The sequence below is a fragment of the Pleionea litopenaei genome (genome assembly GCF_031198435.1).
Taxonomy (GTDB): Bacteria; Pseudomonadota; Gammaproteobacteria; order Enterobacterales; family Kangiellaceae; genus Pleionea; species Pleionea litopenaei.
Genome location: NZ_CP133548.1, coordinates 2,705,230 through 2,721,225, shown reverse-complemented (window position 1 = coordinate 2,721,225; position 15,996 = coordinate 2,705,230). Strand labels below are relative to the sequence as shown.

Annotated in this window: 12 protein-coding genes; 6 read left to right on the top strand and 6 right to left on the bottom strand. The window is 44.8% G+C overall.

Annotated elements, in window-relative coordinates; genetic code table 11:
- Nucleotides 1-20 precede the first annotated feature (20 nt).
- The 3 genes from ftsX to ftsY are packed head-to-tail and all read right to left on the bottom strand — an operon-like array spanning nt 21 to nt 2,776.
- A complete protein-coding gene (gene ftsX, locus Q9312_RS12225) occupies nt 21-1,004 on the bottom strand; it encodes a permease-like cell division protein FtsX (RefSeq protein ID WP_309201136.1) in 984 nt (327 codons plus the stop codon).
- Entirely contained in the window at nt 1,004-1,687 is a 684-nt protein-coding gene (gene ftsE / locus Q9312_RS12220) for a cell division ATP-binding protein FtsE (protein ID WP_309201135.1), read from the bottom strand. The genes ftsX and ftsE overlap by 1 nt, the downstream gene beginning before the upstream one ends.
- 12 nt (nt 1,688-1,699) lie before the next feature.
- Nucleotides 1,700-2,776, bottom strand: coding sequence for a signal recognition particle-docking protein FtsY (gene ftsY / locus Q9312_RS12215; protein WP_309201134.1), 1,077 nt, complete (start codon nt 2,774-2,776; stop codon nt 1,700-1,702).
- Nucleotides 2,777-2,887: 111 nt separating this feature from the next.
- On the opposite strand from ftsY, the gene rsmD reads away from it, so the two are divergent.
- Nucleotides 2,888-3,508, top strand: coding sequence for a 16S rRNA (guanine(966)-N(2))-methyltransferase RsmD (rsmD, locus tag Q9312_RS12210; protein WP_309201133.1), 621 nt, complete (start codon nt 2,888-2,890; stop codon nt 3,506-3,508).
- Nucleotides 3,509-3,526: 18 nt separating this feature from the next.
- Complete coding sequence (locus tag Q9312_RS12205) at nt 3,527-5,353, top strand: ABC transporter ATP-binding protein (RefSeq protein WP_309201132.1); 1,827 nt, start codon at nt 3,527-3,529, stop codon at nt 5,351-5,353.
- Here the strand turns inward: Q9312_RS12205 and Q9312_RS12200 are convergent, their stop codons facing one another.
- Together Q9312_RS12200 and Q9312_RS12195 are read right to left on the bottom strand one after the other, a co-directional pair.
- Entirely contained in the window at nt 5,354-6,088 is a 735-nt protein-coding gene (locus tag Q9312_RS12200) for a class I SAM-dependent methyltransferase (protein WP_309201131.1), read from the bottom strand. It lies immediately after the preceding gene.
- Between the two features lie 79 nt (nt 6,089-6,167).
- Entirely contained in the window at nt 6,168-6,449 is a 282-nt protein-coding gene (locus Q9312_RS12195) for a DUF2799 domain-containing protein (RefSeq protein WP_309201130.1), read from the bottom strand.
- A gap of 237 nt (nt 6,450-6,686) precedes the next feature.
- Between Q9312_RS12195 and Q9312_RS12190 the strand changes: the two genes are divergently transcribed.
- Genes Q9312_RS12190 through Q9312_RS12180 form a run of 3 tightly spaced genes read left to right on the top strand, consistent with a single transcriptional unit; the run spans nt 6,687 to nt 10,421 of the window.
- Nucleotides 6,687-9,044, top strand: a complete 2,358-nt coding sequence (locus Q9312_RS12190; protein ID WP_309201129.1) for an efflux RND transporter permease subunit — start codon at nt 6,687-6,689, stop codon at nt 9,042-9,044.
- Nucleotides 8,995-9,777 (top strand): outer membrane lipoprotein-sorting protein, encoded by a 783-nt coding sequence (locus tag Q9312_RS12185; protein ID WP_309201128.1) that lies wholly within the window; start codon nt 8,995-8,997, stop codon nt 9,775-9,777. The genes Q9312_RS12190 and Q9312_RS12185 overlap by 50 nt, the downstream gene beginning before the upstream one ends.
- Nucleotides 9,778-9,794: 17 nt before the next feature.
- A complete protein-coding gene (locus Q9312_RS12180) occupies nt 9,795-10,421 on the top strand; it encodes a TetR/AcrR family transcriptional regulator (RefSeq protein ID WP_309201127.1) in 627 nt (208 codons plus the stop codon).
- Nucleotides 10,422-10,663: 242 nt separating this feature from the next.
- Here Q9312_RS12180 and Q9312_RS12175 read toward each other — a convergent pair whose 3' ends face one another.
- Nucleotides 10,664-10,840 (bottom strand): DUF6316 family protein, encoded by a 177-nt coding sequence (locus Q9312_RS12175; RefSeq protein ID WP_309201126.1) that lies wholly within the window; start codon nt 10,838-10,840, stop codon nt 10,664-10,666.
- A gap of 215 nt (nt 10,841-11,055) precedes the next feature.
- Here Q9312_RS12175 and Q9312_RS12170 point away from each other — a divergent pair, with 215 nt between their 5' ends.
- Nucleotides 11,056-15,996, top strand: coding sequence for an alpha-2-macroglobulin family protein (locus Q9312_RS12170; RefSeq protein WP_309201125.1), 4,941 nt, complete (start codon nt 11,056-11,058; stop codon nt 15,994-15,996).

The window sequence follows — 15,996 nt, the reverse complement described above, 5'->3', positions numbered from 1 at the left end:
CAATTAGCGAGGGAGATTGCTTAGGTTGGTTCTATCTCTCGAATATGACGACCTACCGATAACCAGCTGCCCAGTAGCCCGAGACCAGTTGCAAAGGCGATTAACTGCAATGCTTCAACAAAGCCTAAGCCGCTCAAGCGAAACTGACTTTCATACAATCCAGCTAAATTTCGTACCGGTTCTTTCAACCAAAACACACTGGAGTTAACCAGTATCCAGCTGATTAAACCGGCTAAAATACCGTACCAGAGACCTGCGTAGAGAAAGGGTCTACGAATAAACGCATCGGTTGCCCCGACTAACTTGATGATTTGAATTTCTTCGCGCTTATTTTGAATCGCCAATCGAATGGTGTTGCCGACAATGAGTAGCACTGCCAGGCCAAGCAATACACCGAGCGCACTGACGGCCCTTTCTGCGATATCCATCATACTGTACAACTTTCTTACCCATTGAAGATCCAGCTGGGCCAGTTCGACTTCTGGTATCGCTTGAAGTTCGGCAACCAACTCAGCCGAAGCTTCTGGACTGCTAAACGCCGCTGTCGGTGTGACAACCAGGGTATCAGGCAAAGGATTGTCTTCAAGCATCGTTAACGCATCGCCAAAGCCAGATAGCGACTGAAACTCTTGCAGTCCTTGTTCTTTTGAGATGAAAGCGACGGCTGAAATTTTAGAGGAAGCTTCTAGGTCACTGGTCAGACGCGTCGTCTGTTGTGAAGTGAGCTGAGGTTTTAAAAACAACGAAATTTGAGTGGCATTATCCCAACCACTCGACACCGCTTGAGCATTTTTTAGAAATACATGGAAACCTGCAGGTAATGCGAGTGCAATAGCAAGAACCGCGATGGTCATTAAGCTTGATAAGGGTGTTCTAAACAGTTCCGACAAGCCTTTGCGACACTCGAGCCCATGTTGCCTGAAGCCCATTGCCAGCCGAGAGCCGATGGTACTTCCGGTCGAAAGTTGTGCACCTTTTGTCAGTGTATCTTTAGAAGGCGTCATTAGCGCACCTCCGTTGTCGACTGAAGCCCATCTTGAATCAGCTGACCTTCTTTAAGCGTCATCACCCGGTGTGGTAACCGAGCGATCAGGCCAAGATCGTGAGAGGCTATCAAAACACTTACCCCGACCTGATTGAATTGCTCAAACAATGACATGATTTCTGCGGATAACTCTGGGTCGAGATTACCTGTTGGTTCATCGGCAAGCAGCAGTGGCGGCTTGTTGACTACGGCGCGGGCGATACCAACGCGTTGTTGCTCACCACCAGACAGCATAATGGGGTATAACTTTTCTTTCGACAAAAGTCCGACTTTATCCAGTGCCGCTCTTACTCGTCGCCCTATTTCTTTATGCGGGTATCCAGCGATGACCAAGGGGAGTGCGACATTGTCAAAAATTGTTCGATCAAACAGCAGCCGGTGGTCTTGAAAAATCATACCGATATTGCGTCTTACGAAAGGGATCTTTCGTCGGCTAATTCTACCGACGTTGCGATTATCAATAATCACCTGACCGGAAGTCGGCTTTTCCATAACACAAATGAGTTTTAACAAAGTACTTTTTCCGGCTCCTGAATGCCCTGTGAGAAAGGACATTTCGCCGTTTCCCAGAGTAAAGGTTACGTTTCTGAGAGCTTCGTGACCATTGGGGTAACGCTTGGATACTTCATTAAATTGAATCATAGGCGCAAATGTTTATTGTTCTTTTCCGGCAAATAGTGCTTCGATAAATTCGTCGGCGGCAAATGGTCGAAGGTCGTCGATGCCCTCGCCAACGCCAATGAATCGAATGGGTGTCGGTGTTTTTTTCGCGAGTGCAAAGATTACCCCACCTTTGGCGGTTCCGTCGAGCTTAGTCAGAGTAATTCCGGTAAGACCTATCGCTTTTGAGAACTGTTCTGCTTGATTGAGAGCATTTTGGCCGGTACCAGCATCAACCACTAACATAACTTCATGTGGGGCAGTATCGTCAAGCTTAGCCATCACTCGCTTAACCTTGGCCAACTCATCCATCAAATTACTTTTGGTATGCAACCGTCCCGCGGTATCGGCAATGAGTACATCAACACCTTTTGAGCGTGCGGATGCTAATGCATCAAAAATAACGGATGCGGAATCGGCGCCTTCTTGCTGCGCAACGACCGGAATTTGATTTCGTTGTCCCCATACTTGTAATTGCTCTGTGGCTGCAGCTCGGAAAGTATCTCCGGCTGCTAGCATAACAGACAGTCCCTGGCGCTTTAGTTGCTGTGCTAACTTGCCGATAGTCGTGGTTTTGCCAACGCCATTCACACCGACCATCAGTATAACGAAAGGCTGGTGCTCAGTGGTATCGATGGTTAGTGGTTGTGCGACAGGTTGAATCATCTCTGTTAACAACTCTTTCAGGCGAACCATAAGCGCTTCGGCATCTTTTAATTCTTTGCGCTGAGTTTGTTCCGTGAGCTTTTTAATGATCTCACTGGTAGCGTCGATCCCGACATCGGCCATCAGTAGTTGGGTTTCAATTTCTTCGAGTAAATCATCATCTATGTGCTTTTGTCCAAGCACCAGAGACGCCAAACCCTCTGAAAATCCCGCTCGCGTTTTACTTAAACCTTGCTTGAGACGTTGGAAAAAGCCACCACTTTCGTTGCTTGGCTTTGCTTGAGGCTCTGGTTGTTCACTGATCAGCTCAGATTCAGATGGCGTCTGCTCTGATGGAGATTCTTTTTTAAACCAGCCAAACAGACCGCCGGATTTTTTAGACTTTTGTTGATTATTTTCAGACATAGTTCTTCAGTGCTGAGTTTCCCTAAGGCATCTCAGGCCGTATAATAGCTGAGATAGATTCAATCGCGTATCCTAACACCAAACCCCTTAAAGCCATAGTGAGTTGTGCCCATGATTCATCAAAATAAACGTCGTCCGAGCAAAGGCAGTAAGATCGGACAAGTACGAATTATCGGTGGTCGATGGAAAGGGCGACGATTGAAATTTATGGAGGTAGCAGGACTGCGCCCTACCCTCGACCGTGTCAGGGAGACCTTGTTCAATTGGTTAATGTATGAAATCGAAGGAGCACGTTGCTTAGATCTTTTTGCCGGCAGCGCCGCGATTGGCATTGAAGCCCTCTCTCGAGGTGCTAAAGAAGTCATGTTTGTTGAAAAGAACAAAAAAGCAGCTGACTTTATCCACCAAAATTTAGCGGACTTATCCTTCACTAATTATCGTGTGTTTAATACCAGTGCTGAAGTAGTGTTAAAGAAAAATGAACAACCGTATGACATTATTTTCGTTGATCCGCCTTTTTACCAAGACTACCTAGACAATATTCTAAAGGGACTTAACCATCCGAACTTTGTTCAGCCCGATAGCTTAATCTATGTCGAGCGAGAGCGTCACTCCGATCCGATCAACCCGCCAGATAATTGGGAGCAAATTAAGTCCAAGCAGGTTGGTGGTTTGGAGTTCTATCTCTATCGCGTCACCTCAATAGACGAGTCATTGTTAAACAACATTTAAGCTAAATGGAACAAACCCGTGTTTCGATTTTTTGAACGACTTACAAAACCCTTTCCTGAACAGGAGCCTGCGCAACCGCCGCAGGGCATTTATCAGTTTTGCAGACATTACACCAAGGGCATGGAAAAACCCTTAATCGCAATGTCATTAGTGACTGCACTGTTAGCAATGATCGAAGTTTCGCTGTTTGGTTTTATGGGGAACACCGTTGATTGGCTAACTCATTATCAGCCCGAAGAGTTTTTTGAACAAGAGTGGCCCACGCTGCTTATGCTTGGTGGATTGATGGTCATTATTTTACCAACACTTATTTGGTTACACTCAAATTTAACGCATCAGTCGCTATTGGGTAATTACCCAATGAGCATTCGATGGAAAGCTCATCGCTATTTGCTGAAACAAAGTGTTGGATTTTATCAAAATGATTTTGCTGGTCGTGTTGCGACGAAAGTGATGCAAACATCTTTGGCTGTACGAGAGACAGTCATGAAGTTATTAGATGTTTTACTGTACATCGTTATCTACTTCATCAGTGCTTTGTTTTTATTAGCCATGGCGCATTACTGGTTAATGCTAGTTATGATCGTATGGTTAATAGGCTATTCTTTGATTCAATATTATTTTATTCCCCGATTAAAACGTATCTCAGCGCAGCAAGCCGATGCACGCTCAACGATGACCGGTAGAATCGTTGATAGCTACAGTAATATTGCAACCGTTAAATTATTCGCCCATACCGATAGTGAAGCTAACTATGCGCGGGAGAGTATGGATGGTTTTTTAAAAACCGTTTACCGACAAATGAGGTTGGTGACGCTGTTAAGTTTTTGCGTCCAGGCATTAAATTATTCTTTGGTCTTTGTCACTGCTTTGGTCGCGATATATTTGTGGACCCAGCAACAAGTCACGCCTGGCGAAACAGCGATTGCAATTAGTTTAGCTTTACGACTAAACGGAATGTCACAGTGGATCATGTGGGAGATATCCAGTCTATTTGAAAATATCGGTGCGGTCGCCGATGGTATTGGTACTTTATCGCAACCCCGTGAAGTGGTTGATAAAACTGACGCTAAGCCATTACAAGTGACGCAAGGCCAGATTAATTTTAACAAGGTTCATTTTCATTACGGTAAAGCGTCTGGAGTGCTGGAAGATTTCAATTTATCGATCAAACCTGGCGAAAAAATAGGTTTGGTTGGTAAGAGTGGTGCGGGAAAATCGACGCTTGTTAATTTGCTATTGCGTTTTTATGACGTTGAAAAAGGCAACATTTGTATAGATGGTCAAATGATCAGTCAGGTCAATCAAGAATCATTGCGTTCTCAAATTGGTATGGTGACTCAAGACACTTCTTTATTGCATCGCTCGGTAAGAGAAAACATCTTATACGGCAAACCAGAGGCGAGTGAAGAAGAACTGTGGCAAGCAATACACTTAGCCGAAGCTGATGAATTTATTAAAGACCTTGAAGATCCACATGGGAATCGCGGGCTAGATGCACAAGTTGGAGAGAGAGGTGTCAAGCTTTCGGGTGGTCAAAGACAGCGCATTGCAATTGCGCGGGTGTTGTTAAAAGATGCGCCAATCTTAGTTCTCGACGAAGCCACCTCTGCTTTAGACTCAGAAGTCGAAGCGGCCATTCAAAGCAGTTTAGAATGTTTGATGGAAGGAAAGACGGTGATTGCCATTGCACATCGATTATCGACCATTGCTGCAATGGACCGTTTAGTTGTCTTAGACCAAGGACAAATTGTAGAGCAAGGCAGCCATGCTGAACTGTTGAAAACAGGTGGCGTATATGCGCAATTATGGGCTCATCAAACTGGTGGATTTTTGGGCGACTAATTAATGCGAGAGATACACATCAAAACGATGCTTTTTCGATACAATTTGGTGGCTAGGGGATTGTTGATTTAAAAAAGGAGCTGACTTTGGCCGCTTGACTACAACTCTCTGAGTAGCGGCATTTAACGCGGCAGTAAGGAGCATGTCAGCGTCTAAGTCTTCACCCGCTAACTGTTTAAAAACGCGCATTTCTTTTTTCACCGCCGCTGACTTACTACGCTCTGGGAACATCGGGTCTAAGTACACGACATCGGGACGCGATTCATTTTGTAAACCCGATAAATATTGAATGCTATCGTGGTTAAGCAACGACCAATTAAGAGTCGACTGTTTTTGATAGCGCGATAACGCATTATTTAATAAGGAAAAGATCACTGGATTTCGTTCTAGTGAGGTCACATGACAGCCGAGATGCGCTAACAAAAAGGATTCTCGTCCCATTCCTGTTGTAGCATCAATCACACTCGGGCAGCTATTCCCTTTTAAACCAATGGCTTTTGCTAAGGGCTCCTTTCGACCACCGCCATTTTTTAGTCGATACATTAAACTGGGATCGTTAAAGTCGAAGAAAATGTCAAAAGTTGAGTCAGTGAGCTTTCCGCTTAGCGAAAGTTTATTGTCGGACGAATAGTCAAGCCACCAGAGTACGTCTGAACGTTCGGGACATTCAGAAAAGTAACCTACGTCAGCGATTGCTTGGCTTAACTCTTTATTTTGCGTCGCAATTTTGAGCAAAGAAGTCGTGTCTCATTTCACCACAAAAAGAGGAGTCTATCGTTTTTTTAGACTTTCGCAACTGGTCGAACGCCGAGTCTTAATCGTTTTCGACTATACTGTTGTGTGGATGGTTGCAGAGAGAGACTGAACAGTATGTTTCTCGGCCTTCTTTGAAACCTAATTTATACTGATCGAGATTGAACGACTCTGGGGTTTTGCCACGGACCTTATGGTAGTTTTGTCGCCAACTAAGGGTATAGCCGGCTTTCCCTTCTTGTACGCCGACTTTATACCAATCGGTAACGTGAACGGGGTTCGCGACCCAGGAGCTACAACCGGGCAGTGCAAGAAAGGTGAATACAGCAATAAGTGACTTCATTTATCAACTCTTCGATGCAAATGTCTTTAGATAGTAAAGCGTAAAAAGACAGTAATAAAAATACATTATTGAGATAATAGTATTGTTTTTGTGATTTAGTTCCATTTTTATTATCTACTCTCTCATTTTGTCTGTTTGACAGACCAACTGGTCTGTATTTATAATTTCACTCCTTCGCAATATTACGTTGCTATCTTTAATACTTAATGACACTCGCTGAGTAAGGAAGCCTGCTCAATGTCAAATTCACTCGTTATTCGTTACGCGCAATGGATTATCCGTATGCGCTGGTTAGTGGTCGCTTTAACCTTAGCGACTCTGGTCTTAGCTGGGTTAGGATTTAAAAACTTTGACTTCAAAAGTGACTATCGAATTTTCTTTTCAGAAGAGAATCCAGAGTTAGTCGCTTTTGACGAGATGCAAGATACTTACTCTAAGGCCGATAATGTTATGTTTGTCATTCGGCCCAAGCAAGGCAGCGTTTTTACCAATCAAACTTTAGCCTCGATAGAGTGGCTCACAGAAGAAGCCTGGCAAACGCCGTTATCGACTCGAGTCGATTCGATCACCAACTTTCAATACACCTATGCCGAAGATGATGATTTAATTGTCGAGAACCTCGTTTTATCGCCAGATGATCTGACCGCAGAAGAACTGCAAAAAATTGGTGACATAGCGACCAGTGAGCCCTTACTCCTCAATCGATTAATTTCTCAAGATCGTCAAACAACCGCGGTTAACGTAACGGTGCAAATGCCGGATGATCCACAAACAATGAAAGAAAAAACGGCGGTCATGAAGGTGGCAGGTTTTGCTCGTGACTTGGCGCAGCAGTTACGTGAAAAAGACCCCAATCTTGAAGTCAGAATAACAGGCATGGTGATGATGAATGTTTCATTCCCAGAAGCCACTCAAAATGATCTAATGTCATTGCTGCCCTTGATGGGGTTTGTTGTCGTTCCAATTTTTATGTGGTTTATGGTGCGCACGGTTAGTGGCGTTTTCGCGTCGCTGCTATTGAATGCGTTTTCAATCGTAGCCGCTTGGGGTATTTTCTTTTGGCTAGGGGGTTACCTAACCGGTCCGGCGATGAGTACACCGATTGTAATTCTTACAATGGGGGTTGCTGATGCAGTGCATATTTTGGTGACGTTTTTACAGCAATTACGGCGTGGAGACAGCAAAGAGCAAGCCATGGTTGAGTCATTAAGAATCAACATGCAACCGGTGTTTCTCACCAGTCTTACGACGGTTATCGGCTTTTTAAGCATGAATGCTTCTGATGTACCACCTTTGCATGACTTTGGAAATATTATTGCGATTGGCGTGACCTTGGCTTTTGTCTTTTCAGTAACATTCTTACCCGCCATTATGATGATTCTTCCGGTGAAGGTCTCAGCAAAAGAGCCCAAGGCGTATCATTGGATGGATAATTTGGGCGATTGGGTGATTAACAAGCGTCGTATCCTGTTACCCAGCGTAGCGTTATTATCCGTTGGAGCCATGGCATTTATTCCGAATAATCAACTGAACGATGAATTTGTTAAGTATTTCAGTGAAGAAGTGCCTTTTCGAGCCGACACAGACTTTACCAGTGAGCATTTGACCGGTATCTACAATATCTTTGTTGCGGTAAAAACCGGCGAGAGTAATGGGGTATCTGATCCAGCTTACTTGAAAACTCTAGAGCGGTTTGTTGATACGGCAAAGACCTGGCCTGAAGTGCGTCACGTTGAGTCGATCACGCATATTATGAAGCGACTGAATAAAAATATGCATGGTGATGATCCAAGCTGGAATCGACTTCCAGAACAAAAAGATTTAGCCGCCCAATATCTATTGTTGTATGAAATGTCGCTGCCGCAAGGGTTAGATCTCACCAATCAAATTAATTTAGATAAATCGGCAGCTAGAGTAGGACTCACCTTATATAACCTCTCTTCGAATGAACTGTTAGATTTAGAGGTTCGTGTTCGAGAGTGGTTTGCCACCAATGCGCCGCAATATAACATTGATGCCGCAAGCTCAAACTTGATGTTTGCTCATATCGGAGAGCGAAATATCAAAAGCAGCCTTGGTGGAACGGCTATTGCTCTAATTTTGATCTCTGGGATTTTAATGGTCGCATTGCGCTCAGTTAAACTTGGCGTTCTGAGTTTAATTCCAAACTTACTACCGGCGACCATTGCGTTCGGTCTTTGGGGGCTGTTGGTCGCTAATGTCGGTATGGGATTATCGGTGGTATTTGGAATGACTCTCGGTATCGTAGTCGACGATACGGTGCACTTTTTAAGTAAGTACTTACGAGCGCGGCGAGAGAAAGGGCTCAGCCCAGAAGACGCTGTCCGCTATGCTTTTCAAACGGTTGGAATGGCGTTAACCGTCACCACCATTGTATTGGTCGCAGGCTTTTACATAATGACCTTGTCGACGTTTACTATGAATAGTGAAATGGGCATGATGACGGCTATGACTATTGCTATAGCCTTGATTGTCGACTTTCTATTACTCCCTCCCCTATTAATTAAGTTAGAGGAAAAACAACATGCTAAAGAAACACATAATTCTCGCTTGGCTGATAATACTGCCGCTTAGTGCATGGTCTCAAAGTGCGGAAGAAAAAGGATTAGAAATCGCTAAAGAAGCGGAGCGACGCAATACTGGTTGGGATAACTCCAAAGCGAATATGCTGATGACTCTCATTAGTAAGTCTGGCAACACTTCTGTGCGGAAAATTCGTGTGCAATCGTTAGAGGTCGCTGATGACGGCGATAAGAGCCTGACCATTTTTGATGAGCCGAAAGACGTTCAGGGAACGGCATTCTTGTCGTTTTCTCACGCACAGGTTCCAGATGAACAATGGCTATACTTACCGGCGTTAAAACGAGTCAAGCGCATTTCTTCGAGCAATAAGTCAGGTCCGTTTATGGGCAGCGAATTTTCTTTCGAAGATTTGTCCTCTTTTGAACTCGACAAGTATCAATATAAATATATTGGCGATGAAATGGTTGATGGTCAAAACGTATTTGTCGTCGAGAGTACGCCGACCTATAAGCACTCTGGATACACTCGTTTGGTGAATTATATTGATCAAAAAGAGTATCGCATTTTGAAAACAAAGTATTATGATCGAAAAAATGCGCTATTAAAGACGTTGACTAACACCAACTATAAGCAATTTTTAGACAAGTTTTGGCGTGCTTATAAGATGACCATGGAAAATCACTTAAAAGGCACCAGCACTATTCTGGAGTGGAGCGACTACGAGTTTAAAACCGGTGTGGATGAAAGAGACTTTAATAAAAATGCGCTGAAACGCATTCGATAGTTTAGAGGTAAGACATTATGGTGAGCCGCAACCCTGACCAAACACGGCGCAAAATACTCGATGCCGCACTCGAAGAAATTCATCTTCGTGGATTCCAAGGCATGCGCGTAGAGCATATTTTGCAGAGAACCGGGCTCACCAAAGGTGCTCTATATCATCACTTTACCAATAAAATGGCGATTGGGTATGCCATCGTTGATGAAATTCTTGGTCAAGATGTTATGGAGCGATGGGTCGGGCCGCTTAAGACTTCTGAGAATCCGGTGCTAACGCTTATCGAAATCTGTGAGAGTGAGCGCGCCGGTAAAACCGTCTCAGAAATTGAAAAAGGCTGCCCAATCAATAATTTAAGCCAAGAAATGTCGCCGATTGATGAAGGCTTTCGGGAGCGCTTAGATACGGTTTACTTTCGTTGGTCAGAGGCCATCGCAGATGCACTAGTGCGAGGTCAGCAAAGCGGGGTTGTCAGAGCCGATGTCGATCCGCAGAAAGTAGCTCGCTTTTTACTCGCTTCTTTGCAGGGCATCATTGGTGTTGCCAAATGCTGCAAGAACGAGCAAGTACTTGACGATATGGCAGAGTGTTTTAGAAGCTATTTGCTTCAACTTATGGAACCAGAAGTCTTAGCTCAAGCGGCTTCCTAAACGTCCTTCGCTCTTTTTGGCCTTTAAATTCGCAAGTAGTTAGGCAAAAAAAAGCCCCGCAGTGCGGGGCAAGTCTCTCACTTATTCAACCAAAGAGTGGGTTTACTATCTCAAAAAAATACTTCAAAAAAATACTTCAAAAACAACTCAAAACAACCGGAATTGGTTAAAACTTTACAATCACTAATACTCAGACGAGTGGTTTTCTTAAAAGTTCCTAAAAACGTTTAAAAAACTTAAATTTATTTATTGGCTCGTGCGCGATCCATGAATTTCATGTCTCTTATGTAGCAAACCATTTCAAGTTCAGCACTCGCTTTGTCTGGAAAAGGGCCCATATCAATGCCCTCGCGAGTGGCAAAAAACCAGCCTCGGGGTTGATGAAACACTCGGTCTCTGGGGGTGTTGCGCGCTAGCATGTCCATTCCCTAGTTCATGTTTACTAAGGGGTGGAAGTATATCAATATGAGTTTGCGATGGCTGTAAGCCGCAATATCGACTTTTTGTAAGAGATCGTCCATTGTTAAGGTATTGGGGTATTTGCCCTTTTTTTGACATCTTTTGCCATAATCTAACGTTAAAAGATTGCTAAGATACTTGCAGTAATAATTAAAAGAACTTGAGGGAAGTTGCAATGCGAATTTGGCTAGGTAAGTTAATTGGGGCGGCTATTCTAAGCGTTATCATCATTGGGTGTGATTCCTCTGCACCGCAACAGGTGAATGAAGCGCCGGTTAGCAAAGCGACCTCACCACAGTATCAATCACCAACACTGGCCGAAGATCAGCGTAAACAGTTGAGTGAAGAGTTTTCTGCGACACCTTTCAGTGTACTGAATATTTCAGAGCAGATTTATGATGGTGGCCCCGCCCTCGCAATTACTTTCTCAGTTCCAATCGACCCGCAATTGAGCCTTGCTCGTTATATCGAGTTGACCAAAGAGAAGTCGGAGCCGGTTTCGGGAGAGTGGATCTTAAGTGAAAGTATGAACATTGCGTACTTTCCATTTATAGAGCCAGAAGTTCGTTATCAAATCAAAGTCAATAAAGGTCTTCCGGCCATTAACGGTCGGTTACTCGATCGTGATAAGCAACAAACCGTTCGCACAGCGCGCAGTCAAGAGCAGGTTCGTTTTACTAGCACAGGTTCGCAATTGTCGGTTGCTTTGTCAGACGGATTAAGCGTCGAGGCAATCAATGTTCCAGCCGTTGATATTGATTTTCACCGGGTAAACGACACACAGTTGAGCGATTTTTTAGCTAGCTATTTGGGTGATGATTACTATGAATTGCAGCGCCTTAAAAGCTACTCTCAGTTAGTGTTCAGTGCGCGCTACGATCTAAACTATACCCCCAACCGTCGGCGCAGTTCACTGATCCCTCTCAAGAATGTTCAAGCGTTACAGCAACCGGGTATTTACATTGCGGTTATGAAAGGGGCTGGAGATTACCCTTACCGCTATCAAGTGACTTGGTTCTCAGTCAGTGATCTTGGTTTTCAAATTCGCAGTATCGGACAGCAGCAGTTGGCCTTTGTCAATCATACGGTTTCGGCAAAGCCTCAAAGTAATGTCACTGTTCGGATTTTAAATCGCAAAGGACAGGTTCTCGCAGAAAAACAAACGGATGCGCAAGGATTCGCAGAAATCAATGGTGTTTCGGTGGCGGCAGACTCGGTTGATCAGCGAGCATACGTCGCCTTAGCTCAGCGAGATGGTCACTTATCAATTTTAAAATTGCAAAAACCGGCGATGGATCTCACTGAATATAAGTTAGCTAGCCGTCCACAGCAGTCTCTAGAACTCTTCTTGTATGGTCCAAGAGAATTGTATCGACCTGGCGAAACCGTTCGTGTGAGAGGTTTATTGCGTGACAATGATGCGCGATTAATTGAGCCGCAACCGCTTCAGGTAACGATCAAACGGCCTGATGGAAGAACCTTTCAGTCGTTTGTTTGGCAGGGCGATGCTCAAGCATTTTACGAGCATGAGTTTAGTGTGCCTAAAAATACGTTAACGGGAGACTGGCGCTTTGAGGTTAAGTTAGGAAACGACGACAAATTTGATTATTCTTTTCAAGTAGAAGACTTTCTTCCTGAACGAATGAAGCTGCAATTAACTGCCGATAAGTCAGTGCTGACTAATCGTGAAGATGCCACCATTTCATTGCAAGGAGATTACTTGTACGGAGCTCCGGCAGCGAATAACCGGGCTGAAGCAACGGTTATTCTTCGCCAAGCGCGTACTCTTTCAGAAAAATATCAGGATTTTATTTTTGGCGTCGAAGATTTCAGGGATTTCGATCTCGAAAAAGATCTGAATCCTATCAAACTTAATGACCAGGGTGCCGCGCAACTCACTATTCCCAACCTTTGGTCAAAGACCTCACAACCATTGCGATTAACCACTCGAGTAAGTTTGTATGAATCGGGTGGGCGTCCAGTCTCTCGAAGTCTCGATCAGTGGGTATGGCCGCGTTCACAAATGGTTGGCGTAAGGCCAACGTGGGATGGTTCGATAGCCCCTCCTGAATCGAATGTGACCTTGGAGTTAATTAATATTGATCAGAATGATGAGCTGTTAGCATCCGATCAAATGATGGTCACGTTGGTGCGAGAGAACGCTGATTATTATTGGCAATGGAATGATGGTTGGAGCTACCAGCAGAGTATGCGTAATGTACCCGTGTACAGTAAGTCGCTCAGCACAGCTAAAGACCAAAAACTGACGTTAACCGTTCCGGTGCAATATGGAAATTATCGGTTAGAGGTTCGAAATCAGCAGAATGAACTGCTGAACAGTTATCGCTTCTTTGCTGGCTGGCGTTGGGATAGAAATGCCGAAGGGGAAACCGGACGGCCAGATATGGTTCAGCTAGCGTGGAACAAAGATGCCTTTTCAGCGGGCGATGTTGCCAAGTTGCAGGTTACCGCTCCTTACAACGGCGAAGCGATTATAACGGTAGAGGCGGACAACTTGTTATGGCATGGCGTTCAACCGTTAGTTGATGGCAAAGGAACAGTCGACATTCCGGTAGCAGCGAATTGGCGCCGACATGATATTTACACCACGGTGACGGTCATTCGACAAGGTGAAGCGAAAACAAAGCGGTTACCTAAACGGGCATTCGGACTCCTTCACTTACCTCTCGACCGAACATCTCGGCAGTTGACCGTGGCGCTAGAAGCACCAGAAAAAGTTCTGCCAGAGTCTACATTGGCAACCAAAATCAAAGTCAGCGGACAAACCACCGGTTCGGTCAATGTGACCTTGGCTGCAGTGGATGTGGGCGTGCTTAGTTTACATAGACACGTCACGCCTAAACCACATCAATGGTTTTTTACCAAGCGTCGTTATCAATCTGAAATTCGTGACACTTGGGGTAGCTTAATTGAGCAATTAAGTGATAAATCAGCACGCCAACGATTTGGCGGCGACAGTGATGTTGAGCTCAGTCGTGGTGGCGATGCACCAGTGAGCGATGTTCAAGTCGTAAGCTTAGTGAGCGATAAAGTTGAATTAGATGCGAATGGCGAAGCCATCATTGAGCTGCCTCTTCCCTATTTTAATGGAGAGTTGAAGCTGATGGCAGTTGCATTCAGTGACCAAGAGTTTGGTCATCAAGACGGTCGTGTCACGGTAGCAGCGCCACTGGTGGCAGAAATTAGCATGCCGCGTTTCTTAGGCTTTAGTGATCAATCAGAGGCGACGCTTGATTTGCAGAATATGACCGAAGAGCAACAAGTACTCACCTTAACATTTTCTGCAGATGCGGCTATTGGCGATGAAAGGTTACAGCGCTCGATTACTTTGTCACCAAAACAAAAACAAGTTCTCAAATTACCGATCAAAGGTATGCAGTCATCCGGTGCTGGCAAAGTGACCGTCAACATTGTTGAAGATAATCAAAACAAATCGGATGCAGTGAATTTGCAGCGTGAATGGATACTTGGTTTGCGTTCTCCATACGCGGCTGAATTGCGACAGTGGGATGCCGTTCTCAAGCCAAATCAAACGCAAGGACTGTCAGCGAAATTATTCGCGGGTTTACAGGTTCCTGGTCAACACCTTATTGTTAATGCCTCTGATCAACCGCCGTTTAACGCGGCTGAGCATTTTTCTCGATTGATGAGTTACCCTTATGGGTGTCTTGAACAAACAACCAGTCGAGTATGGCCGCTATTGTTAGCGACCGAAGCTGAGCTACTGCAATATGACGCGACCGATAATAAAGAAATCGCGAAACAACGCAGTAAATTGGTTGGCCAAGCGATCAGTCGTATTCTAAGTATGCAACGTAGTGATGGATCATTTGGACTATGGAGCAATCAAAGCCCTGAAAGTCATTGGTTAACCGCTTACGCCACCGACTTTCTATTAACGGCCAAAGATTACGGGTTTGCGGTTGATGCCAAAGCCCTAGAGTCTGCCATGAAGCGATTACAAAGGTACGTGACGACTTCAGGTAAAATGTGGTCTGAAAACCGCCACTATTCGAGCGACCCCGATCATTATCATATTTCTTATCGAGCCTATGCTGCTTTTGTTTTAGCGCGTAAACAACAGTTACGACTGAGCGATGCCAGAAACCTATACGATCGTTACGCCAAACTGGCTAAAACTCGTTTGCCATTGGCCTATTTAGCTTCTGCATTAGAAATGTCAGGTGATGTTAAGCGGGCCGATCAAGCATGGACGTCAGCGCTGTCTGCGCAAAAACCGTCAGTTCAATATGCCGGTGATTATGGATCAGTTATTCGCGATCAGGCGTTAACAACGGTATTGGCCTTACAAAGTAAGGTGGTAAAAGATCCTTGGGCTTTATTGTTTAAGTTACGTGATGAGTTAAGAGATCGACGCTGGCTTTCAACACAAGAGCGGGTGACCTTATTTAAACTTGCGCAGAACTTTAACGCTTCAAATAAGCAGACGTGGCAAATGCAAGTGTCTTTTGACGCAAAACCGCAGTCGGTAGAGACGACAGGCCGTTGGTTAAAACACTTTGTCGCCAATCAAATACCTCAACAAACAGAGTTTAAAAGTAACTTTAGTAAACCATTGTATTTGACCGCACAAGTACAAGGCTATCCAACCGTTGCTCCAGCACCGATCAGTGACGGTATACGAGTGCGCCGCACGTTTTATTCAGAGACAGGAGCGCCCATTGATCTTGCTCAAGTGACCACTGGCGACTTACTGCTGGTTCGCATCGATGTGCAAACCACCGATGAAAATCAGCTTCCCGAAGGAATGCTAGTTGATTTACTACCCGCAGGATTAGAGTTGGAGAATCAAAACCTGGAGTCTGCTGTAAAAATGGATGAAATGGTGGTTGGTAAGCGCAAAGTCTCTGAGTGGATGAGCGCAACTCGTTTGAATCATCAAGAGTATCGAGACGATCGATTCGTGGCCGCTTTACCGATATATCGTCGTCGAGATGCCACGGTTTTCTATTTAGCGCGTGCAGTGACTCCTGGAACCTACTTGATTCCGCCGACGCAAGTAGAAGATATGTATCGACCTTATATTCGTGCGATTGGCAAGTCTGAAGGTACCATCACGATACTGCCGAAGTAA

What these genes read in the sequence shown, in the direction of transcription:
- Q9312_RS12185 (WP_309201128.1), top strand. Translation starts at nt 8,995, where the DNA reads ATGCTAAAGAAACACATAATTCTCGCTTGGCTGATAATACTGCCGCTT.
- Q9312_RS12175 (WP_309201126.1), bottom strand. Translation starts at nt 10,840, where the DNA reads ATGCTAGCGCGCAACACCCCCAGAGACCGAGTGTTTCATCAACCCCGA.
- Q9312_RS12170 (WP_309201125.1), top strand. Translation starts at nt 11,056, where the DNA reads ATGCGAATTTGGCTAGGTAAGTTAATTGGGGCGGCTATTCTAAGCGTT.
- Q9312_RS12190 (WP_309201129.1), top strand. Translation starts at nt 6,687, where the DNA reads ATGTCAAATTCACTCGTTATTCGTTACGCGCAATGGATTATCCGTATG.
- ftsE (WP_309201135.1), bottom strand. Translation starts at nt 1,687, where the DNA reads ATGATTCAATTTAATGAAGTATCCAAGCGTTACCCCAATGGTCACGAA.
- ftsY (WP_309201134.1), bottom strand. Translation starts at nt 2,776, where the DNA reads ATGTCTGAAAATAATCAACAAAAGTCTAAAAAATCCGGCGGTCTGTTT.
- Q9312_RS12195 (WP_309201130.1), bottom strand. Translation starts at nt 6,449, where the DNA reads ATGAAGTCACTTATTGCTGTATTCACCTTTCTTGCACTGCCCGGTTGT.
- rsmD (WP_309201133.1), top strand. Translation starts at nt 2,888, where the DNA reads ATGATTCATCAAAATAAACGTCGTCCGAGCAAAGGCAGTAAGATCGGA.
- ftsX (WP_309201136.1), bottom strand. Translation starts at nt 1,004, where the DNA reads ATGACGCCTTCTAAAGATACACTGACAAAAGGTGCACAACTTTCGACC.
- Q9312_RS12180 (WP_309201127.1), top strand. Translation starts at nt 9,795, where the DNA reads ATGGTGAGCCGCAACCCTGACCAAACACGGCGCAAAATACTCGATGCC.